Below are 22,037 nucleotides of genomic sequence, written 5' to 3' on the forward strand. Positions count from 1 at the left end.
TGGGATCGCCGCCGAAGCCACGCGGCGCATTTGCTGGGCAAGCTTTCGGTGTCAATCAAGCGGTCTTTCCCGGACCGTCGATTCGGCGCGGAGGCATCGGTTCCCCATTTAACTTTTGGTAGCCGGGTTTCATGCGCACGATCGCAGGGAATCTACGGCGGGAAACTGCCGGATGAGCTGCAAGCCCAGTTGGGCGTTCAGCCGGTGACCGCTGCGATAGGCGCAAAATCGGCCCACCAAATCACATCCACAAAGTGCCAGATCTCCCACCATGTCGAGCAACTTGTGCCGAACACACTCGTCGGGAAACCGCAGTTCGTTGTCAATGGGCCCGTGCTCATCGAACACGAGCAGATCCCGCGGCGTGGTGCGACGTCCCAAACCCTGGGAGAGAAGCCATTCCGCTTCCTCCTTGAGCATGAAGGTACGGCATGGGGCGAGTTCCCGGCGAAACGTCTCGGGGGTCAAGGTGAGACCGAAACTCTGCCGTCCGATCGGCCCCTCTGGCCCATAGTCCAGGAGATACCGCATGAAACATTCCTTGCCCAGCCCGGGACGTGCCTCGAACCAGCAGCCATTCTCCTCCACGCGCACAACGGCGCTCAGGACGCGCACCGGGCGTGGCATGGATTGCTTGATAATTCCCGCCGCCAGAAGGGCTTCCACGAAAGGCAGGGCGGAGCCATCGCAGCCCGGCATTTCGGGGGCGGTCACGGCGACCTCACAATTATCGATCTGCAGGCCGCCCAGCGCCGCCATGACGTGTTCCACCATTTCCACCCGAACGCCCCGGTATTCGAGACAACTCCGCCGCGGCATTTCGATACGATATTCCAGCCGGGCGGGAATTCGCGGGCGATGGCGGAGGTCTTCACGCACAAACACCACTCCTGTGTTGGGTGGTGCCGGCCGAAACTCCACGCGGCAGTCTTCACCCGACCAGTATCCGAAGCCCTCGACGGCCACCGGGCGAGCAATCGTTTGCTGTGATCTGAAGGAGAGCATCCAGGTCGTAAATCGTTATCCAAGGGTTGACAGTTCTGCCGACAGACCAATCACCGCTGTTGCCACTCTCACCGCAAGGTGCCCGGAGTGGTTGGCCGAGGATAACCGCCCTGGTTGGGAACCACCGGCAACGAATTCGTGGAGGCAGATGTCGTCGCCGACTGAGCCCGGGCGTTAAGCCGCTGGAGGACTATGGGAGTCAGGTCCAGCTCGGGCGCTTTGTAGACGATCAGCTGGTTGATGTAGCGGAGGACATCGTCGGGCGAATTCGGATCGACCTCCTGACCGTTGAACCGCAGGACCATCACGATTCCGTTGGCCGCGGCGAGATACTGGATCTCGTTGACGATTTCCTGATACGTAGCGTAATGGAGCTTGGCTTCCCGCAGCAGGAATTCCTTGCGTTTCTTGATGACTTCCGCCTCAAAATCCTTTTGCCGCTTAACGAGAGTGTCATCAATTTGATTGTAAGTGGAAGATCCCGGCTGATGGTCCTTGAGTTGTTCGGCGAGCGCCTTAAGGGACTCCTGTTCCCGCTGGGCCCATTGCTCCACGGCAGCGGCTTCGGACCTCAAAGCACTCATTTCTTGCTTGAAGCGAAGGTGGTTTTTAAAGATGTACTCGATATCCACCACTGCGATATTGCGGACGGCCGAAGGCCGCACTGGAGTTGCAGGAGGTGCCACCTGTTGCGCAGCCAGTTGATAGACGAGAGTTCCACTGACACAGAGGAGTCCCGCTCCCAGCCAAAGCCAGTGCCTTTTCAACATGATCTTCCTCCTTGAAGTACTGTTGACGGTCGCTCCTGACCAAAAATCACTTCCTAAGAGTACCGATTTGCTTGCGACGCGTCGAGACCAGTTCCGAATTCTCAAAAGGCGAAAGTAAAAGGCCGGGAGAAACGAGACAGCTCATTCGGGTTCGGGGCCTGGCAGACGGGAAGCCGACCGCTGAATCGCTTCCCGAACCTTCCCTTTACCCCCGTTGCCCTCAGTCGTTAGAATCCACATTTCTGACGCATTTCCAGCAGAATTAAATCTTGCGTATTTGCCCAACTGCACCCCGATCAGAGGGGGGTATTTGCCACCGATATCGGGGTTCGGCGCTGAATAAATCGGCCGGCGACAGACGCCAGCCCATAAGGACTAACTCTACTGGCTGAATGACGCGAGGGACTGCCCTATGCCACGTTATAACCCGTCGATCATCGAGCCCAAATGGCAACGTTACTGGGAGGAAAACAAGACGTTTGCCTGTCCGCGGCTTCCCACCGGACCGAAGTTCTACGTGCTGGACATGTTCCCCTATCCGAGTGGCGAAGGGCTCCACGTGGGGCATCCCGAAGGTTACACGGCCACGGATATCATGGCCCGTTACGCCCGAATGAAGGGCAAGTGCGTGCTCCATCCGATGGGCTGGGACGCCTTTGGACTTCCCGCGGAACAGCATGCAAAACGGACTGGAGAGCATCCCCGAATAGCAACCTACCGCAATATCGCGAACTTCCGTCGGCAGCTTAAGATGATCGGCTTCAGTTACGATTGGGATCGGGAGTTCGCCACAACGGATCCAGACTATTTTCGCTGGACGCAGTACATTTTCTTAATCCTGTACGACACCTGGTACGACACCGAACAGCAGCGCGGACGGCCGATCAGCGAACTGCCCATTCCGGAAGAAATTGCCGCTCAGGGAGAGGATGCTATCGAGCGTTACCGCGATGAACACCGTCTCGCCTACCAATTGGAAGCTCCGGTGAATTGGTGTCCGGCTCTCGGCACTGTGCTGGCCAACGAAGAGGTGGTGGGAGGTGTCAGCGAGCGTGGCGGTTACCCGGTCATCCGCATCCCGTTACGGCAGTGGATGCTGCGGATCACGGCATATGCCGATCGCCTGGAAAAAGACCTTGATCTCCTCGATTGGCCAGAGAGCATCAAAACGCTTCAGAGAAACTGGATCGGCCGAAGTGTCGGAGCGGAGGTGGATTTCTTCATCGGGACGTTCTGGCAGCAGCCTGGCATTCCATCCCGCCGAGAATATGAGGGTTGGTGCCGCGATCGGGAGCTGGCCGGTTTTCCCAAGAAACCTGATGAAGCCTGCCTGCGGATATTCACCACTCGGCCTGATACTCTGTTCGGTGCGACCTATATGGTGATTGCCCCCGAGCATCCTTTTGTGGACCGACTCACCCTCCCCGAATACCGCGAGGCCGTCGAGGCCTATCGCGAACAGGCCGCCCGAAAAAGCGATCTCGATCGCACGGAACTGTCCAAGGAAAAGACCGGGGTCTTTACGGGATCGTATGCAATCAACCCGGTCAATGGCGAACTGATTCCCATCTGGATTGCGGACTATGTGCTGGCCACCTATGGAACAGGGGCGATCATGGCGGTGCCCGCCCATGACACCCGCGACTTTGAATTCGCCAAGCAATACAACTTGCCCATTATTCCCGTGGTCGATCCTGGTGACCGGCCGGGTGTCTCGCGGGAAGATGTGCTGGCCGGAAAGGTCGCGTTTGTGGAAGATGGTGTGGCGATCAATTCCGGACCGTACAACGGCCTGCCCACGGCCGAGTTCAAGAAAAGAATCACCGAAGACCTGGCGCGTCGCGGCCTGGGACGCGAGGCGGTCAATTATCGGCTGCGGGACTGGATCTTCAGTCGTCAGCACTTCTGGGGAGAACCGTTCCCCATTCTTCACGAACTCGACGACCAGGGGCGACCGACGGGACGCGTGCGACCGCTCTCCCCGGAAGAATTGCCGCTCGATCTGCCTGCCGACATGCCGTTCGATGCCAAGCACGAAACGCCTGAACCTCCCCTGGAGAAGGCTCCACCAGAGTGGCTGTATGTGACACGGGACGGAAAACGCTACAAACGCGAAACGAACACCATGCCGCAATGGGCGGGATCGTGCTGGTACTACCTGCGGTTCATCGATCCCAAAAATGATCGTGCCCTGGTGGATCCCGAACTGGAAAAGGCCTGGATGCCAGTCGACCTTTACGTGGGCGGAGCAGAGCATGCGGTGCTCCATCTGCTCTACGCGCGATTCTGGCACAAGGTCCTCTACGATCGGGGCCTGGTGAGCACGCCCGAGCCCTTCCAGAAGCTCGTCAATCAGGGCATGATCCTCGGCGAGCTGGAATACACAGGTTACCAGGACGAATCCGGAGCCTGGGTTAGTGAGGACGACATCGAAGAAATCGGCGAGATGCGATTTGTGGTGAAAGCCACACGCAAACCCGTGCGGCCGATCAAACTCCGCGCGGACCAGGTGGAAAAGCGGGGAGACGTTTTCGTCCTCAAAGAGAATCCTGCCATTCGCGTCGATGCCCGGGCGTATAAGATGTCCAAGAGCCGGGGCAATGTGGTCAATCCTGATGATATTGTTCGCGAGTACGGAGCCGATTCCTTGCGGCTTTACGAAATGTTCATGGGACCGCTCGAGTCCACGAAGCCGTGGAGTATGGAGGGCGTTCACGGTGTGCGTGGCTTCCTCGACCGTGTGTGGCGGATGATTGTGGATGAGCGGGCGGAAGAGGCACGGCTCAACCAGGCTGTTCAGGATGTAGAGCCTACCGAAGAGCAAAACCGCGTGCTCCACCGCACGATCAAAGCGGTGACCGAGGACGTGGAGCGAATGGAGTTCAACACCGCCATCGCCCGCATGATGGAATTTGTCAACTTCTTTCTCAAGCAAGAAGTGCGGCCGAAAAAGGTGATGGAGACCTTCGTATTGCTGCTCTCCCCGTTTGCGCCGCACATTTGCGAAGAATTGTGGCAGCTTCTCGGTCACAATCAAACGCTGGCCTACGAACCCTGGCCGGAGTATGATCCGGAACTCGTGCGGGAACGGCAGATCGAAGTGCCGATTCAGATCAACGGCAAACTTCGCGGACGGATCGTTGTCCCCCCGGACACCGACCAGGAAACCCTTGCAAAGCTCGCCCGGGCGGAGCCGCGGATCGCCTCTTTGCTGGAGGGGAAGGAGATTGTGAAGACGATCGTTGTGCCCGGGCGACTGGTTAATTTCGTAATCAAATAGGCCGCGGGAAGGTTATCAATTGGGAAATAGATGCCACGGGGGAGACGGCGTCCCGCACATCACCTCAGTCCCCCAAACTGATCGTCCGCATCGTGTCGCGGTGCGTGAGATACCAATTGACGCATCGCGCGATGCCTTCTTCGATGGGTACCATTGGCGCCCAGCCCAGGAGTTCTTTTGCTTTGTGGATATCCGCCCAGGTGGCGCGGACATCGGCCGGATGCGGCGGACGCCGCTCGATTTTCGCCTGTTTTCCCAGTTTTTCCGAAATCAGGCGAATCACGTGGTTCAGCTCCACGGAGCGATCGCCGCCCAGGTTGATGATCTCGTAGCCCAACGGGCGAAGGGCGGCGATGGTGCCCGCGGCAATGTCGTCCACATAGGTGAAGTCCCGTTTCTGCGTGCCGTCTCCGTACACGATGATCGGCTCGTCTTCCGCGATTTGACGGATGAAACGGAAGATGCTCATGTCTGGCCGGCCCGCTGGACCGTAAACCGTGAAGTACCGCAGCACCGTGACGTCCAGTTTGTGCAGGTAGTGATAGGTAAACGCCAAAGTCTCGGCCGCCTTTTTCGAGGCCGCATAGGGCGACAGCGGACGGTTGGTGTCGGCATCTTCACGATAGGGAACGGGATTGTGGGCCCCATAGAGGCTGGAAGTGGAGGCGAGGATGAATTTGCTGATCCCATAACGGCGGCAGAACTCTAAGAGGACCAGAGTTCCCGTGCAGTTGGCTTTGTAATAGACGGCTGGATTGCGAACGCTTGCCCGTACCCCCGCCCGGGCTGCCAGATTGATGACGGCCGATAAGGCAGGCTTGCCCGCCCTGGCAAACGCGTTTTCCACCTGTGCTTCATCTGAGATGTCGACTTGCTCGAAGCGAAACTGGGGGAATCTTTTCAGGTTATTCAGACGCCACTCTTTCAACCGCGGATCATAGGCGTCGTTGATCTCATCCCAGCCGAGCACTTCGTGGCCCTGTGCGAGCAGCATCTCGCAAACGCGGGAGGCGATAAAACCAGCACAACCCGTCACCAGATAGCGTTCGCCCATCGTCGCCACCTTTTCTTGCATGCCGTTGGAAGGCTCCTGTTACAGATGGTCTCTGAACCCCGCCGGCGCTCCCGGCACGTTCCGCGTCGGACGCAGCGCTTGGCCCACTGTGTTAAGCCAAAGCACCCTCTGTTGGGTGACGTGAGACAGCCGTCGGAACCGCTGTGACGGCGGTCCGCGGTGGCCGAAGGCGAAAAGGCCAGCCGGGTGTCGCCGTCGAATAGAAACGATGCTATCATAAAAATCGGTTTTGTAAAAAGATCGCCTTCCCCAGGATTGAAGCGGTTTCTCAACGTTCTCACCTGTTTTGTTCCTCGCACAAGGAGCTTGCATCATGAAACGCCGTGAATTCCTCGCTGCGGCAGGCGCTGGCGCTTTAGTTTCGGCCTTGCCCTTCCGCTGGACCGAAGCCTCCTGGAGCAAACCTCGGAAAATCCTCTATTTCACCCGCTCGGCAGGCTTTGAACATTCGGTGGTGGCGCGAAAAGGAAAAGACCTCGCCCATTCCGAACGGCTGCTCACGGAGTGGTGCAAGGAGGTCAACGTGGAGGTGGTATGTAGCAAAGACGGCGGGGTGTTCGATGGCGATCTCGACCAATTCGATGCCATCGCCCTCTATGCGACCGGTGATTGGACCAGGCCGGTCGATCGGCCGAACGAGCCACCGGCTACCGAGACAGGCGTGAAGCGACTCCTCGACGCCATTGCCGCGGGAAAGGGGGTCATCGGTTTTCACGCGGCCAACGATGCATTCCACAGCCGTGGCAGCGAGGTTTCCCCGTTTGTGAAGATGATCGGTGGCGAGTTCCTGAGCCACGGCAGACAGCAGGAAGCCACGATCCGGGTCGCGTCGCCCAAGTTTCCCGGTTGCCAAAACCTCGGTGAGTCTTTCCGGATGCTGGAAGAATGGTACGCCATGAAGAATCTTGCGGATGACCTCCACGTCATCCTGATCCAGGATACCGAGGGCATGGTGGATGCATGCTACCAACGGCCGCCGTATCCCTCCACCTGGGCTCGGATGCACGGCAAGGGCCGGGTGTTTTACACTTCCCTGGGACATCGTGAAGATGTTTGGGAAAGCAAGATCATGAAGGACCTAACCCTTGGTGCGCTCGCCTGGGTGCTGGGAGAAGTGGCCTTCGACCCGGTTCCCAACATCAAGGAGGTGACGCCGGGAGCAAATCAACTCACGCGATAGATGGATTGCTGATTCTTCGGTGTCGCTTGGTAGCCAAAGCACATTTGGCTCGGCCACAACACGCTGGCTGTTATATGTGTCGGTTGACATGCCGATGCTGCCCCAGACCCGGCAGGGGCTTTTGCGAACAGTCCCTGCCGGGATTTGAGAACACGCTTTGATTTGGCAGCTCGCCGGGTGGTTTCGATCAGGAGTTGAAGAGGACCGTGCATCCTATGGAGACTTCATCGGGCACACTTTCCAGACGAGGTTTTCTCGGAGTTGTGGGGACAGCGCTGATCGCACCTCACGTGTCGCTGGCGGGTAGAGCGACACAGCCCGCGCGATCGGCCACGGGAGACGCCTCGCCCGGCTTCCGATTCTGCCTCAATACGGCGACCATTCGTTCCCATAAGCTGCCGCTACCCGACGAGATCGATCTGGCGGCGAGGGTGGGCTACGACGGCATCGAGCCCTGGACCCGGGAGATCGAAGAGTTCCTTCAGCAAGGCGGAAAGCTGGCGGATTTGCGCAAAAGGTTGCAAGATGCCAACGTGCGCGTGGAAAGCGCCATCGGTTTTCCGACGTGGATGGTGGATGACGACGCCCAGCGGGCCAGGGGATTCGATCAGATGAAGCGAGAAATGGAGTGGATCGCCGAATTGGGCGGCAATCGCATTGCCGCTCCTCCCGCTGGAGCCTACAATCCGCCGGTACTGGACCTGAAAAGGGTGGCCGAACGATACGCCCAACTCCTCGAAATCGGTCAGTCGATGGGTGTTACCCCGCAGTTAGAAATCTGGGGTGGTTCCGCCAATTTAAGTCGTCTCAGCGAGGCTGCATTCGTTCTGGTGGAGTGTGGACATCCCGATGCGTGCGCCCTTTTCGATGTATTTCATATCTATCGGGGAGGATCGCGACCGGAGGGGCTCCGCGTATTTAATGGCGCAGCCCTCCACGTTTTCCATATGAACGACTACCCAGGCGATCCACCGCGGGAGAAAATCCGCGATTCCGATCGCGTATTTCCTGGGGAAGGCGTGGCCCCCCTGACCCAGATTCTCCGTGTCTTACGGGATATCGGATTCCACGGGGCTTTGTCGCTGGAGTTATTCAATCCCCAGTACGCGAAAGTGGAGGTGGAAACAGTCGCCCGTCGGGGCCTGGAATCAGTGCGCGAAGCCGTGAAAAAAGCGCTGTCGGCCGAGATGGGCTGAAAAACGTCGGAAACTTCCACGTGGGTTTGGCCGACCGACAGCGCTTGCCGCAACGCGAGTCACAAAAACCCCTGCGGGATCAAGTCTTGAATCCGCTGACCAGTTGTCGCAAGGCATCCGCCTGCGCGCCGAGTTGCTCACTGCTGGAGGCCATTTCCTCGCTTCCGGCGGCTGACTGCTCGGCTACCTGGGCAATGCCCTGCACGGCGGTTTGAACTTCTTTGGCCACCATAATCTGCTCGTTCGTTTTCTGGGCAATCGCCGACACTTTCTCGGCGGTCACTTTAATGTTATTGAGGATTTCCTCGAGGGAGCTGCCCAGATTGTCGCTCATGCGGGCACCTTCTTCCACAAGGCGTGTCGATTCCCGAATGAGCTGGGCGATTTCCTGGGCCGCGTGGTTGGTCCGTTCGGCGAGTTTGCGAACCTCATCGGCCACCACGGCGAAGCCCATGCCGTGCTCACCGGCTCGAGCAGCTTCGATAGCCGCATTGAGCGCCAGAAGATTCGTTTGGCCGGCAAGTTCGGAAATCACCTGGATAATGTCGGCGATCCGCTTGGAGCTTTCGCGGATGGCCTGCATGGCCTCCACCGATTTGGCCACGGCTGCGCCGCCGTGCTCTGCGGATTGGCTGCTCTGGCGGGCCAAATTGTCGGCTTCGGCGGCCAACTCGCGGATCGCCGTGACTGATCGCGTCAACTCTTCGATGGAAGCCGTCATTTCTTCCACACTCGCAGACTGCGTCTGGGCACCCTGGGCGACCACCTGGGCGCTCTCGGCGACAATGCGGGCACCCTCTGTGAATTGATCCGCACTGACCACGACCTGGTGGATCATTTCCTGGAGACGTGCCACGAAGCGGTTGAACCACTGTGCCAGCTCTGCCACCTCGTCGTTCCCTTCTTCAGGCAAACGTTTGGTCAGATCGCCTTCGCCCTGAGCTATGTCTTTGAGGAGGCTAACGACCCGCTGCAGCCCCTGAACAGTCCGCCGGGTGCCAACGAAGGACACCCCCAAGCAAACCAGGGTCATTGTGGTGGCACCGGCCAGCGTCCACCAGAGCATGCTGTTGAGGGCCTGGTCGACCCGCCCCAGAGCGTCCTGGAAGTCGTCCTCGTAGGCCCCGGCACCGATCACCCAGTCCCAGGGTTCGAAGTAGGTGACGGCGGCAACTTTCCAGCGGGCTGTTTTGTCACCTGGGTTTTTCCAGGGATAGCGCTCAAAAGCGCATTCGCCCGGCTTGAGCTTGAGGGCCTTATCAATGATTGACTGGATGAAGTATCGGCCATCCGCGTCTTTAGCTTCCCAAATGCATTCTCCGTCACGTTTGCCGCCTTGTGAGATCACGTAGGTGCCGCGCTTTTCTCCCGTTCCCTGAAGCACATAAACGTAACCTGTTTTCCCTACCACGATGTTCATAATCCCCTGACGCAGCTCCGCGATGTCGTCACGCGGAACGCCCACGTAAAGGCAACCTATCACCTCTCGCTTGTCGTTAAAAATGGGAACATAGGTGGTGAGATACCATTTGTTCACGACAAATGCCTTCCCTGTGTATGTTTCGCCGCGAAGTACGGTGGAAACGACGGGATTGGGTGATCCATCCGGGTTGACTGCGGGAATAAACGTCCCCACGGCTCGGCGGTCCTGCTCCGTGCGAACCGTGGTCGTCACCCGCAACATATCTCCCTGCGAATTCATCCTCTGAAAGACGGTGCACGTCATGCCGGTAAGTTTGGTGATTTCATCCACAAACGGGGCCGGAGTGGAGAAATCGGTAACCTGCCCCAACCAGGTATTGCCGATATACATCCGGGGAAGCTGCACCGCCTGGCTCTGTTTGGTGAACTGGTTCACGGCCTGCCAGGTGACCGTTTCCTCGGGATGAATTGAAAATCCGCCCTGGTTACGGGCAATCTCTGAAGCAGTCTTGATAGCCCGATCCAGGCTGGCCAGCAACGAATGGTGGTAAACCTCCAGCATGTTGCGGACGCCCAGCGCTACCTGACGGCAGGTATCCTGGCCGAGGAGATCCACTTCCTTGCGCACCTGGGCGCCCAGTCGACCTTTGTTGATGAAGACCAAGGAGACTGTTACCGAGGCGGTCAACACAACGCCGACCGCACACAAGCCCATGATTTTGGTTTGCAGTTTCACGGGTTCATTCCTCCAAAAAATGTGAAGACTCACCACCTGGAAAGCAGAGGACAGTACCAAAGATCCGAAAAAACGGCTCGACAGAATATGAGCCAAAGCCCACTTGAGAAGTAATTTGGAGCAAAAATACTCTAAAACATCGCGACGTGAAGTTGCTTGCCTGGCCCGCAAGCTCCTCATCAATACTTAGCTCACAGGTGGTGATTGGAGTCATAACTGCCCGTTTTTTCTGGGCAAAATGGCAAGACAAGGTGTAAGAGAGGGCTGTTTGGAGAGAATATAACGGTTTTGCTGGGGTTACAAATTAACTATTCTTCCTAGAGTAACGTTGAGCCCTGTTCGCCCTCAGAAATTCTTTTGGGACAAGCCGATGACTTTTTGGGGTGTACACGTTCATTCCTGTGTCCCCACCAGCGTGCGACGATTGAAGGCGAGAAAAAGAACAGTGACGCTCCTTTGAGGTGAAGGGCGCAAAAGGGCCGCGTCCCCGGTAGCCAAAGGCCGAATGCGTTGAGTGCGCCACGGGGCAGGTTGGCCAGTGGGCTTGAGCCTGGCGAGGGAAATAATCATCCGTCATGGCCGGCGATATCCGAAAGGCAGCGATTCTTCTCATGAGCCTGCCCCGCGAGCAGGCCACACAGATTCTCACGCGCCTGGAACCCAAGCAGATTGAGGCGGTGACCATCGAAATCGCACGCCTGGGGCTGGTGACGGCGGAAGAGCAGGAACAGGCTCTCCGAGAATTCACGCAGGCTAGCCCGGCCGAATTGACTGGGGGAAAAGGCGGCCTGGAGGTGGCCAAGGAATTGATCGAGCAGGCCCTCGGAAAAGCCGCTAGCGCCACGCTGGAGGCTGTCAAACAGTCTATCGAGGCCCTGCCGTTTGCCTTCCTTCAAAAGGTCGATAGCCAGAACCTCCTCACGTTTTTGATTGATGAGCATCCGCAAACCATCGCCCTGATTCTGTCACATCTGTCCCCCAATCAGGCGGCGGAGATCATCCGGGGATTGCCACCAGAACGTCAGGTGGCCGTCATCAAACGGATCGCCACGATGGGGCAGACCAGCCCGGACATCATCCATGAGGTGGAAAAGGGCCTCGAGTCCCGCATGGCGAGCGTGATGAGCCAGCGGTTTGAAAACGCCGGGGGCGTTCCCACGGTGGCGGAGATCCTCAACGTGATCGACCGCGCCACGGAACGGCACATCCTCGATGCTCTCGCGCAGGAAGATCCGGAATTGGTGGACGAAATCCGCCGCCTCATGTTCGTGTTCGAAGACATCACCAAACTGAGCGACCGCGATATTCAAACGATTCTCAAGCACGTCGAAAACTCGCAGTGGGCCATGGCCCTCAAAGGAGCCAGCGACGAACTCAAGCAAAAGATTCTCAAGAACATGTCCAGTCGGGCGGCGGCTCTTCTGCAGGAGGAGATGGAGTATCTCGGGCCGGTCCGGGCTTCCAATGTGGAGCAGGTTCAGCAGCAAATTGTGGATATCATTCGCCGCCTGGAAGATGCCGGAGAAATCACCGTCAGCACGAACCAGGAAGAAGAGCGGCTAATTGTCTGATCGGCCCGCTGGCTTGGGGTGGTCCGCCCCTTCTCCGACGACCGTCCCTCGTCCTTCATGCGCCGCGTGGAAACCCTTTATGATGGTAGTAAAGGGTTTCCCGATTGCGACGACTTGGCCTGGAATCCTTGATCGTTCTGTTCGGACCTGCATCCGGCTTTTATGGAAGAACGAGTCACTCCCATGATGCGGCAGTACCTGGAGGCGAAACGGGCGTGCCCCGACGCGCTCCTTCTGTTCCGCATGGGAGACTTCTACGAACTGTTCTTCGATGACGCGAAAATCGCCGCCCAGACGCTCAATCTCACCCTGACGAGTCGGGATAAGGGGGAGGACGCCATCCCCATGGCGGGGTTTCCCCATCACCAGCTTGAGTCGTATCTGGCGAAACTTCTTGCGGCGGGTTTTCGCGTGGCCGTTTGTGACCAGGTGGAGGACCCCAAGCTGGCCAAGGGCCTGGTGCGGCGGGAAATCACCCGCATCGTCACGGCGGGAACGATCACCGATGAGGCGCTGCTTGATCCGCGCGAGCCGAATTTCCTCGCTGCCTTGGCCCTGGGCGATCCCTTGGGTCTGGCCTGGGTGGACCTGTCCACCGGTCGGTTTTATGCCGGTGTTTTTCCCCGCGGAAGTCTGCTCGACGAATTGGTGAGGATCCAGCCGTCGGAAGTCCTCTGGCCCGATGAGTCGTCCGAAACCCCACCGGAGCTGGACGGCGTGATGGTCACGCGGCGGCCGGCATGGGTGTTCTCGCCGGTTCATGTGGAACCCCTCTTGACGCGGCAATTTGGAGCCCGGGCGATTGAGGGGTTTGGCTTTTCCTGGGACGATTCTCAAGACGTACCGGCCCTGTGTGCGGCGGGGGCGATTCTCGATTATCTCGAGGAAACCCAGAAGACACGCCTGCCCCATATCGAGCGGTTGCTCCGCTATCAGGCCGGGAGATTCCTGGAGATCGACGAGGCCACCCGGCGAAGCCTGGAACTCGTGCGAACGATGCGCGAAGGCCAGCGCGAGGGAACCCTCCTGTGGGTCCTGGATCGGACTGTGACCGGCATGGGGGCGCGCCTGCTGGCCGAATGGCTGGCCGCCCCGTTGACCGATATCGGCGCCATTCGACAGCGTCAGGACGCTGTCGCCGAGTTACTCGAACGGCCCGATTTGTGCCAGCGGATTCGGGAGCATCTCCGGCGGGTGTTCGATCTGGAGCGGTTGATCACACGGATCACCACAGGTCGCTGCACACCTCGCGATCTGCTGAGCGTCGCGAAGAGCTTGCGTCAGATCCCGCCGCTTCAGGAGCTCCTGGCGACCTGTGAGAGTGATCGGCTCCGCGCGATCGGAGATGCCGTCGATGCCTGCCCGGAGTTGGAAAGCCGTCTCTCCGCAGCGCTTGTGGACCCGTGCCCTCTCGCCGCTACGGAGGGAGGCTTCATCCGGGACGGCTATCACGCCGAACTGGACGAACTCCGACAGTTGGCCCGTGGCGGCAAGGAGTGGATTGCCCGATATCAGGCTCAGGAAATTCAGCGAACGGGAATTCCTTCTCTGAAGGTAGGCTACAACAAGGTTTTCGGCTATTACATCGAGGTCACAAACACACACCGGGATAAGATTCCTCCCGAGTATTTCCGCAAACAGACGCTCAAAAACGCCGAGCGATTCATCACACCCGAATTGAAGGAGTACGAGGAAAAGGTCCTTTCGGCGGACGAGCGGGCCAAGGAGCTGGAATACCAGCTTTTTGTGGAACTTCGCGAGAGCGTGCTCGCCCATCGGGGAGTCCTCCAGGCCACGGCGGGAGCGCTGGCCGAACTTGACGTTTTGTCCGGCTGGGCTGAGTTGGCGAGAGAACGGAGCTACTGCCGTCCCCGACTGGTAGAAGAGCCTGTTCTGGAGATACTGGAGGGCCGCCATCCGGTTCTTGACCTCACGCAACCAGAAGGGACCTTTGTGCCCAACGATCTTCATTGTGGAGAAGGGGCGGCGCCCGTCATTCTCATCACAGGACCCAACATGGCGGGCAAGAGTACCTACATCCGGCAGGCTGCGCTGCTTGTCATTATGGCACAAATGGGGTCATTTATTCCGGCGAAAGAGGCCACCATCGGTGTAGCAGATCGGGTATTTGCCCGGGTCGGTGCGAGCGACGATCTTTCCCGTGGCCGCAGCACGTTCATGGTGGAGATGATCGAAACCGCCCGGATTCTCAACTCCGCCACGAAACGGAGCCTGGTCATTCTCGATGAAATCGGCCGGGGCACAAGCACGTATGACGGCATTTCGCTGGCCTGGGCGGTTGTGGAGTATCTGCACAACCGGATCGGTTGCCGGACTCTTTTTGCCACCCATTATCACGAGCTGACGGAACTGGCCGAACTCCTGCCGGGAGTCAAGAACTACAACGTGGCCGTCCGAGAATGGCAGGACCAGGTCGTCTTTTTGCACAAAATTGTTCCCGGCGCGGCAGACAAAAGTTACGGCATCCATGTGGCCCAGCTTGCGGGGGTGCCCCGTCCCGTCATCGAAAGGGCCAAGGAGATCCTGATGGGGCTGGAGTCGGCCCATTTGGAAAGCAGTAAGACACTGGCGGGACCATCCCGGGAGCTGACGACAGGTGACGGCCGGGCAATTCAACTTACTTTCTTCGAACCGCTGGAACATCCTCTTGTGGAAGAACTTCGGGAGCTCGACCTCAACCGCCTGACGCCGCTCGAGGCATTCGAAAAGATACGTAAGTGGCAGGAGCAATTTCGCGGTCGAACTCGGCGGGCAGGTCGCAAAGCGGCCCAATAGCCGAACTCAAGCTGCTGTTTTTGAGTTCTCTTCTTAATTTGTCTAATCTGTTCATTCTTTCCCGGCTTTCTCTGTTCTCGTCTTTCGTCGTCAAATCTTGTCTAACCGATAAAGTCTTTGTGAATGACTGGGAAAGTTTTGCCGATTATGAGGATGACACGGGCTTGGACGGTGGTGTCGATGGTCTCCTTGTTGACACGAGGTTGTTAGGCGTTCAAGACAGTCGAGGGCATTCCATGATTGCACGGCTCAACGGCCCAGTCGCTGCGTGGCTTGGCAAAGCGGGATTGGTCATCGTCCTGGCCGCGGGTCTCTGTCTGGTTGCTTCACGGGGTTTTGCCCAAAACGCTCCCTTCAGAGAATTTCAGCTCCGACATGCACCGCCGGAGCAAATCGAGCCGGTCATCCGCCAGCTTCTTTCGCCTTCCGCGCGGGTGACCGTTGATGCTCAGAATCAGCGGATATTGATCTCCGGTACGGAGCAAGACCTGCAAGTGGTGAGCAGCGTCATCAGGGCTTTGGACCAGCCGTCACCTGAGAGCTCGACCCAGCAGGTTCCTCGAAATCCTCCCATCGTGGTCAAGAATTACCCTCTCCCGCGGGCAAGTATTGAAACCATCGCTTCCCAGCTCCGCGCCCAATATGCAGGCAGGCAGGATGTCCGCATTAGGGTGGACAACCGCACGTCCCAGCTTCTCGTGGTGGCTCCGGAAGACGCTCAAATGGCTATTGCAGGGATGGTCATGAACCAACAACCGGGTCAGGCGAGTCTCTCCGGGAGGGGAGGCCCGGTGCGAGTTCTCCCCGTCGGCGCCGAGACGCCATCAGATGGACTGCTGCCACCGCTTCCCGGCCCAATCGGATCGGCTACACCGGCAAACGCGGGGAGTGCGGCAGGCCCGGCCACCGGTCAAACCAGCCCGCACTCAGCACCAGTTTCCAGCGGCCTGCAGATCACCGAGGACGCCCCTTTGTGGAACGCACAGGTGGCGCAGGTCGAAGCGTTTCTTAAGGAAACCCTTGGACCGGCCCTGGAGCCAGTGCTAGCGCCCGGGTCGACTCAGCCGTCTGGCTATCAAATCACGCTGCGGACCGGGGAAAAGCTCAGTCTGAGTTTCCACCGACAGACCAATCGCATCCAGGTGCGGGGACCTGCCTGGGCGATGCCTGCTGCCCGCCAGCTCATCCACGCGCTGGATGGACCTCCCAACACGGAAACAAGAACGGTGCGGCTTGTTCCGCTCAGTGCCACCAAGGCAGAAAGTGTGCACCAATTGACCCGGGCGGTTCGCGTGGCCAATACCACGGCCAGCGAAGCCGAAGCGGAGAATATCGGCACGAATCTGATTGCTCAAGTCGAGCAGCCCGAGAACCAGGAACAATCACAGCCGCCACAACCCAGTCAGACGCAGCCCTCCCAGCCGCCGCCCGCCGAAGGACAGCCGCAACCACCGGCCCCCGGTGCGGAGCAGGCCCCGGGTGCGGAGACGCCCGCCGGAGGAGGCGGTCTTGTTGGACCGGTCCAGATTGAATACCTCGAGGGACTGGACGTGCTGGTGATCCGGGGTAATCGGCGGGACGTGGAACGGGTGATGCAGATCATCCGGCAAATCGAAGAACTCAGTGTGGAGACCGAACCGGAAATCCGCGTGGTGCTCCTCCGCCACGTGGACTGCGAGGCCCTGTTGACGATCCTCAACCAGGTTTATCAGGCCGTGTATGCCGCTCGACGCGGCCCCATCACCATGATCGCCCTGGTCAAACCCAACGCCATTCTTCTGGTGGGGCGTCAGGAAGCCATTCGCACCGTCCTGGAGCTCATCGGGAAGCTGGATCGGCCTGTTTCACCCGAAACCGAATTCAAAGTGTTCCCGCTCAAGCACGCCTCGGCTACCACGGTGGAGCAACGGCTGACGACCTTTTATCAGAACCGAGGAGGTTTGGGAACAAGGATTCTCATCACGTCGGACTTCCGGTCCAACACGGTGATCGTCAAGGCATCTCCTCGGGATATGCTCGAAATCGAGCAAATGATCGCCAAGCTGGACGTGCCCACCACCGAGGCGGTCAATGAAATCCGCGTGTTCACGCTGAAAAACTCGCTGGCCAGTGAACTGGCCACGGTTCTGCAACAGGCCATATCAGCCACAGGCGCGGCAGGAGCGCTTCGACAGACGGCGACCGGTCAGGTGACCACAGCACAGGCGGCAGGGCAGCAGCAGCAGCAGGAAATCCGCTCCACCCGGCTGCGGTTCCTCACCGTCGATACCGAAGGCAAACAGTTGCTCGAATCGGGGATCGTGACGGATGTGCGGATTACCGCTGACGTGCGTGCCAATGCTCTGGTAGTGTCTGCTCCTTCCGACAGCATGCCCCTCATTGCCGCTCTTATCGCGGAACTCGATCGGCTCCCGTCGGCGGAAGCCCAGGTTAAAGTGTTCACGATCGTCAACGGAGATGCCCAGGCCCTGGCCGATATGTTGCAGACCCTGTTTGGGCAAACGCTCACAGTGACTGCGGGAGCCGCCGGCGCAGCCGCTCAGCCGGCTTACCGAACAGGGGCACAAGAGGGCGAAAGCTCCCTGATTCCCTTGCGATTTGCCGTGGACGTGCGGACCAATAGCATCATCGCCAGCGGATCAGCGGGTGATCTGGCCGTCGTGGAAGCCATTCTCCTCAGGCTTGACGAATCGGAAATTATCAAGCGAAAGACGGAGGTATTCCGCCTGAAAAATGCCCCGGCCAACGATGTGGCCAGCGCCATCAACACCTATCTGACGAATGAGCGGCAGGTCCGCCAGTTAAACGTCAATGCCTTCAGCACGTTTGAGTTCCTGAGCAAAGAAGTCGTCATCGTTCCGGAGCCGGTGAGCAACAGCCTCATCGTCAGCGCCACGCCGGAATACTACGACCAAATCGTGGAAATCATCACGCGGCTTGATGAGCGGCCGCCCATGGTCCTCATCCAGGTGCTCATTGCCGAAGTGCAACTGAGCAACACGGACGAGTTCGGCATTGAGCTGGGTATTCAGGACCCGATCCTCTTCAACCGCAGCGTTGCCGGGGTGCCGGGATTCCTCTTCAACAGCACAGGTCCGCTGGGTAACAACACCTCCGCGCCATCGCCGGATGTGGTCGGTGCCCAGGCGATCTCCAACTTCGGGGTCGGCCGTGGGAATTCCACGCTCGGTTTCGGCGGTATGGTGCTTTCTGCATCCAGCGAAGCGGTGAGCGTATTGATCCGCGCACTCCGTCAGCAACGCCGGTTGGACGTTCTCAGCCGGCCGCAGGTCATGGCCCTGGACAATCAGCCGGCCTTCGTCCAGGTTGGTCAGCAGGTTCCCACGATTACCGGAACTTCTGTGACGCAGAACGTGCAGGTGAACAGCGTGAGTTTCACCAACACCGGTCTGATCCTCCTGGTTCGCCCGCGGATCAGTCCCGATGGTCAGGTGGTGATGGAGATCAATGCGGAAAAATCCGATGTCGGTCCCGAGTCTGAAGGGATACCGATTTCGGTCTCTGCTGCCGGGCAGGTCATTCGCTCGCCGCGAATCAACACCACGCGTGCCCAGACTACGGTCAGCGCGGCCGATGGTCAGACAATCATCCTGGCCGGGCTGATTACCAAGAGCCGGTCGGTGACTAACCGGAGAATCCCTGGACTGAGTGATATTCCCATCCTGCGACATTTCTTCCGCTACGACATTGACGAATCCTCGCGGTCCGAGTTGCTAATTATTCTCACGCCACACGTGGTCCGATCCGAAGAGGACATCGAGCGTGTGAAACAGATCGAAGCCGCCCGGATGCACTGGTGTCTGGCGGATGTGGTGGCGCTTCACGACGGCATGGCCCCGCCCGCTACAGGCAGCGTCGAACAGGGGCCCATGCCCACACCGGCAACCCCCAGCACCGAACGGCAGGAGGTGATTCCCACGCCCGCACCTTCGGGAGCGCAACCCACGCAGCCGATGAACGATGCACAAAGCCAGTTTAGCCCGTCGCCCATCCTGGGAGCTCCCGTTCCAACGCCTGGCTATGGGACGCCGACCGAACAGGTGGGTGTCAGCCATATCTCCGATAGTGCCCCGGCCGATCCTTCCAATCCATTTCGGCAGGAAACTGGTGCGTCTGCCGGTGCTACAAGAACACGCCCAACGGGATCGCCATCGGGACGATAGGACGGCACATCCAAGGACGTCGGCATAACGGAAATCCGGGATACGGAGATCGACACATATGCGGTGGAATTGGCAAGGAAGCAAAACCCCAACCCCGGATGGAACCGTCAGCGAGAAGCCGGGGGCACAAACCGGGAATTTGCCGCTCTGGATTTGCACCCTCGCGGCCCTTCCGGCTTTGGCGGTTGGGTGCGCGCGGTTCGACCTGCGGCGGAATATTCCCTGGCAGGAGGCTTCCGATAAGCCAGTGCAGTCCGTCGTGGTGTTCTGGACAGAAGCGCTCATCGAACGCCGTTCCGGCCCCCCTTATCGGGGATTCGGCGGTCGCGTTTATTTTTACCCGGCCGACATGAGTCGCCCCATGAAAGTACGGGGAACCTTGGTCGTCTATGCCTTTGACGACAATTTACCACCGCCCGAGAACCTGAAGCCCGTGCGGAAATTTGTCTTCACCAATGAGCAACTGGAAAAGGTTTACTCGGACTCCAAACTGGGACCGTCCTACAACATCCTGATTCCCTGGGATGAATTTTCCCCCAAAGCCCAGCGAATCAGCCTCATCGCCCGGTTTATTCCGGAAAATGGTCCATCGGTGGTCAGCGAGCAGGCGAGGGTTTTCCTCCCCGGTTTGGATTCTTCCTTTCTAGCCGGGCAAACAAGCCAGAATGGGGCAGCAGCGCAACCCACGGCTCAACACAAGGTCGTTCAGGACCGTGCGGTCGTGCCGACTTCTACAACACAAAGCGGGACAAGTGGATCGGCCGGAGTCATCCCGGCCGCTGGGACGGCTGCCCGGGAAAGTAAGGCTTCGTCCACGTCGGACAATCCCGAAGCTGAACGGGGTCAGTCTGACAACGGTGCAACGGCGCGACGGCGGATGCAGACGTTAACTTTGAACCTTTCGCGTCACGGGCAGGTGGGTCCAACCGGTCCCACCATTTCGGAGAACGATGGATCTGTTACGTCGCCCCCGGGCCGGGCATCATCCACCCTCGAATCCGCGTCACCGGCCAATGTGCTCCCAGGATCGCAGAACAGTGACCAGGAGGCAAAAGCAAACGGGGAAAGAACCCCCCGACCTGGAGAGCGTCAATTTCACCGCTGGTCGCCACCGGGAAGCCCGCTCACGTACTCCCCGCCGGAAGCTCCCGTCAGTCCGGGGACGCTTATTGGCCGGTTGGGCCAGCAACCACCAGTTCGTTCTGAACTTTATCAATTCCCGGCTCCAGTAGGAGCAACCGTTCCAGCACAAGCCGATCAATCGCTGAGGGAACCGTCCCCTTGAGGATCGCCGTCCGGCCTTCGACGGCCACCTGAATATTGGGCGGAGTGCCGTTGGCCAATCGCTGGCTGGTGACCCGCGAAACCAGGGCCGTCAATTCCTGCGACACCGTTTGAGATGCCGGTTGCGGGGCGCTGAATCCCACCCGAAGTGCGGAGGGAATAATATCCCGTTGCGTGCGACCGCGTCCCGCAGTTCCAAATCGCGAGGAGGTACGAGAACCCAGCGTGGATCGGTTGGAACCCAAAAGGCTGCTGCCACCTAGAAGCGACGTGCCCAGGGTGCTCCGCCCCAACGTGGAAAGAGAGCCGCGACTTGTCAACCCGGAAGTCATGCCGGAACGGCTTGTCCCGGTGCCCTGCACACTCAGCGGATTAAACGCCTCGGAAGCCTCCGCCCCGACGAAGGTATCCGAGCTTCCAAAGAGTTGCTCCGCCATGTTGACGGACTGAATATTCATGAATTGGCCGCTGGTAATGGGAATGGAAGTTGAGGTGCCTAACCCCGTACTGGCCCGATTGCTCCCGGAAATCCGCGTGCTGGTGCCCGGCGTGAGACTGCTTCCCAGAGTTTGCGAGGTGCCAAAGAGGCTACTCCCCGTCGTCTGTGCGAAGGTGCTCGGTAATCCGGTCATAACGCCGAAAAGCATGACAAATCCCAGAACAGCCGTGGCAAAAAGTTTGGATCGCTTCATGACCATTACTCCCTAAGCCCACCAGGTGGGAGTCGCAAGTGATAGTTTATCCCCCCATTCATCCTATTGCGTACCGTCGGCGTGGTCGAATCCCTCGCCGGACGGCATTAGTTGGTCGTCTTGCGGCTTTTGGTGATCCCAGCGGCCATATTCCAGCCTGCTAAGATATCGTCGAGCAATGGCCAAGCCGTTGGAGGAACTCCCATAAGATTAAACAACCGGCACGTCCCACGAGACCGGCCCAGGACTGCGCGAGGATTTGGAGCCCGTGCTCGGCGTTGTCAGTTTGATCTCAACACTTGTTTGCTCCAGAGTAGTGATGCCAAATTGATATCATTTTCCCGGCCACCTGACGGTAATGTTCCCCCAAAGGCCTTAGAATGACGCGGCGGGTGGACGAATCCACGATGCTCAGCTCTACATCCAGCCGATCGGGGGGAAGCACGTCCGCCACCCTGTCCGCCCATTCCACAACGCAGATACCCGGCCTTTGGAGGTATTCCTCCACCCCCAATTCGAGAAATTCTTCGCTGTCTTTGAGGCGATAGACGTCAAAATGAAAAACGGGTATCTTACCGGGGTATTCATGAATGAGCACAAAGGTGGGACTGATGACGGCCGCCTCGGCCACTCCACACCCGCGGGCCAGCCCTTGCACAAATCTCGTCTTTCCCGACCCCAGCGGTCCAATCAGACCCACCAATGACGGGGGTGAGAGCAGCCCCGCCAGAAGCTCGCCGATTTTCCGAGTCGTTTCCTCACTGTTGGAAACGAAAATGTAGTCCGCTTTCGTGGCTGGATTGTCTGACATCTGCTTTAAACACAAAGTCATCAAATCACGCCGGA

General features: G+C 58.8%; 13 protein-coding genes. 7 read left to right on the forward strand and 6 right to left on the reverse strand.

Going from position 1 to position 22,037, the window contains the following annotated elements; all coding sequences use genetic code 11:
- Positions 1 to 129 precede the first annotated feature (129 nt).
- Both lpxC and THTE_RS05075 read right to left on the reverse strand, forming a co-directional pair.
- Complete coding sequence (gene lpxC / locus THTE_RS05070; RefSeq protein WP_095414415.1) at positions 130 to 1,005, reverse strand: UDP-3-O-acyl-N-acetylglucosamine deacetylase; 876 nt, start codon at positions 1,003 to 1,005, stop codon at positions 130 to 132.
- 68 nt (positions 1,006 to 1,073) lie between these two features.
- Positions 1,074 to 1,775: an OmpH/Skp family outer membrane protein gene (locus THTE_RS05075; protein ID WP_095414416.1), complete on the reverse strand. Its 702-nt coding sequence runs from the start codon at positions 1,773 to 1,775 to the stop codon at positions 1,074 to 1,076.
- 412 nt (positions 1,776 to 2,187) lie between these two features.
- On the opposite strand from THTE_RS05075, the gene leuS reads away from it, so the two are divergent.
- Complete coding sequence (gene leuS / locus THTE_RS05080) at positions 2,188 to 5,055, forward strand: leucine--tRNA ligase (RefSeq protein WP_095414417.1); 2,868 nt, start codon at positions 2,188 to 2,190, stop codon at positions 5,053 to 5,055.
- A gap of 64 nt (positions 5,056 to 5,119) precedes the next feature.
- On the opposite strand, the gene THTE_RS05085 is transcribed toward leuS, so the two are convergent.
- A complete protein-coding gene (locus tag THTE_RS05085; RefSeq protein ID WP_237260205.1) occupies positions 5,120 to 6,130 on the reverse strand; it encodes an NAD-dependent epimerase/dehydratase family protein in 1,011 nt (336 codons plus the stop codon).
- A 313-nt stretch (positions 6,131 to 6,443) separates the two neighbouring features.
- On the opposite strand from THTE_RS05085, the gene THTE_RS05095 reads away from it, so the two are divergent.
- On the forward strand, positions 6,444 to 7,310 hold the full coding sequence (locus tag THTE_RS05095; RefSeq protein WP_095414419.1) for a ThuA domain-containing protein: 867 nt from the start codon (positions 6,444 to 6,446) through the stop codon (positions 7,308 to 7,310).
- Between the two features lie 215 nt (positions 7,311 to 7,525).
- Entirely contained in the window at positions 7,526 to 8,506 is a 981-nt protein-coding gene (locus THTE_RS05100; RefSeq protein WP_095414420.1) for a sugar phosphate isomerase/epimerase family protein, read from the forward strand.
- A gap of 79 nt (positions 8,507 to 8,585) precedes the next feature.
- Here THTE_RS05100 and THTE_RS05105 read toward each other — a convergent pair whose 3' ends face one another.
- Positions 8,586 to 10,664: a methyl-accepting chemotaxis protein gene (locus tag THTE_RS05105; RefSeq protein WP_168175789.1), complete on the reverse strand. Its 2,079-nt coding sequence runs from the start codon at positions 10,662 to 10,664 to the stop codon at positions 8,586 to 8,588.
- A 575-nt stretch (positions 10,665 to 11,239) separates the two neighbouring features.
- On the opposite strand from THTE_RS05105, the gene fliG reads away from it, so the two are divergent.
- The 4 genes from fliG to THTE_RS05125 all read left to right on the forward strand — a co-directional run bounded on the left by fliG (position 11,240) and on the right by THTE_RS05125 (position 20,500).
- Positions 11,240 to 12,235: a flagellar motor switch protein FliG gene (gene fliG / locus THTE_RS05110; protein ID WP_095414422.1), complete on the forward strand. Its 996-nt coding sequence runs from the start codon at positions 11,240 to 11,242 to the stop codon at positions 12,233 to 12,235.
- A 183-nt stretch (positions 12,236 to 12,418) separates the two neighbouring features.
- Positions 12,419 to 15,031: a DNA mismatch repair protein MutS gene (gene mutS, locus THTE_RS05115; protein WP_095414423.1), complete on the forward strand. Its 2,613-nt coding sequence runs from the start codon at positions 12,419 to 12,421 to the stop codon at positions 15,029 to 15,031.
- 236 nt (positions 15,032 to 15,267) lie between these two features.
- Positions 15,268 to 19,215 (forward strand): secretin N-terminal domain-containing protein, encoded by a 3,948-nt coding sequence (locus THTE_RS05120; protein ID WP_157731777.1) that lies wholly within the window; start codon positions 15,268 to 15,270, stop codon positions 19,213 to 19,215.
- 58 nt (positions 19,216 to 19,273) lie between these two features.
- Positions 19,274 to 20,500 carry a hypothetical protein gene (locus THTE_RS05125; RefSeq protein WP_095414425.1) on the forward strand — a complete coding sequence of 409 codons (1,227 nt, stop codon included), beginning with the start codon at positions 19,274 to 19,276 and terminating at the stop codon, positions 20,498 to 20,500.
- Here the strand turns inward: THTE_RS05125 and THTE_RS17880 are convergent.
- Together THTE_RS17880 and tsaE are read right to left on the reverse strand one after the other, a co-directional pair.
- Positions 20,382 to 21,191 carry a BON domain-containing protein gene (locus THTE_RS17880; protein ID WP_157731779.1) on the reverse strand — a complete coding sequence of 270 codons (810 nt, stop codon included), beginning with the start codon at positions 21,189 to 21,191 and terminating at the stop codon, positions 20,382 to 20,384. The two genes, THTE_RS05125 and THTE_RS17880, sit on opposite strands and share 119 nt — an antisense overlap.
- Positions 21,192 to 21,483: 292 nt before the next feature.
- A complete protein-coding gene (tsaE, locus tag THTE_RS05135; RefSeq protein ID WP_095416776.1) occupies positions 21,484 to 22,002 on the reverse strand; it encodes a tRNA (adenosine(37)-N6)-threonylcarbamoyltransferase complex ATPase subunit type 1 TsaE in 519 nt (172 codons plus the stop codon).
- Between the last annotated feature and the right edge of the window lie 35 nt (positions 22,003 to 22,037).

The organism is Thermogutta terrifontis, from assembly GCF_002277955.1.
In the GTDB taxonomy this organism is placed as follows: Bacteria; Planctomycetota; Planctomycetia; order Pirellulales; family Thermoguttaceae; genus Thermogutta; species Thermogutta terrifontis.

Bases quoted from the DNA above. Each gene is read 5' to 3' on its own strand.
- lpxC (WP_095414415.1), bottom strand. From the start codon at position 1,005: ATGCTCTCCTTCAGATCACAGCAAACGATTGCTCGCCCGGTGGCCGTC.
- THTE_RS05075 (WP_095414416.1), bottom strand. From the start codon at position 1,775: ATGTTGAAAAGGCACTGGCTTTGGCTGGGAGCGGGACTCCTCTGTGTC.
- leuS (WP_095414417.1), top strand. From the start codon at position 2,188: ATGCCACGTTATAACCCGTCGATCATCGAGCCCAAATGGCAACGTTAC.
- THTE_RS05085 (WP_237260205.1), bottom strand. From the start codon at position 6,130: ATGCAAGAAAAGGTGGCGACGATGGGCGAACGCTATCTGGTGACGGGT.
- THTE_RS05095 (WP_095414419.1), top strand. From the start codon at position 6,444: ATGAAACGCCGTGAATTCCTCGCTGCGGCAGGCGCTGGCGCTTTAGTT.
- THTE_RS05100 (WP_095414420.1), top strand. From the start codon at position 7,526: ATGGAGACTTCATCGGGCACACTTTCCAGACGAGGTTTTCTCGGAGTT.
- fliG (WP_095414422.1), top strand. From the start codon at position 11,240: ATGGCCGGCGATATCCGAAAGGCAGCGATTCTTCTCATGAGCCTGCCC.
- mutS (WP_095414423.1), top strand. From the start codon at position 12,419: ATGATGCGGCAGTACCTGGAGGCGAAACGGGCGTGCCCCGACGCGCTC.
- THTE_RS05120 (WP_157731777.1), top strand. From the start codon at position 15,268: ATGATTGCACGGCTCAACGGCCCAGTCGCTGCGTGGCTTGGCAAAGCG.
- THTE_RS05125 (WP_095414425.1), top strand. From the start codon at position 19,274: ATGCGGTGGAATTGGCAAGGAAGCAAAACCCCAACCCCGGATGGAACC.
- THTE_RS17880 (WP_157731779.1), bottom strand. From the start codon at position 21,191: ATGAAGCGATCCAAACTTTTTGCCACGGCTGTTCTGGGATTTGTCATG.
- tsaE (WP_095416776.1), bottom strand. From the start codon at position 22,002: ATGTCAGACAATCCAGCCACGAAAGCGGACTACATTTTCGTTTCCAAC.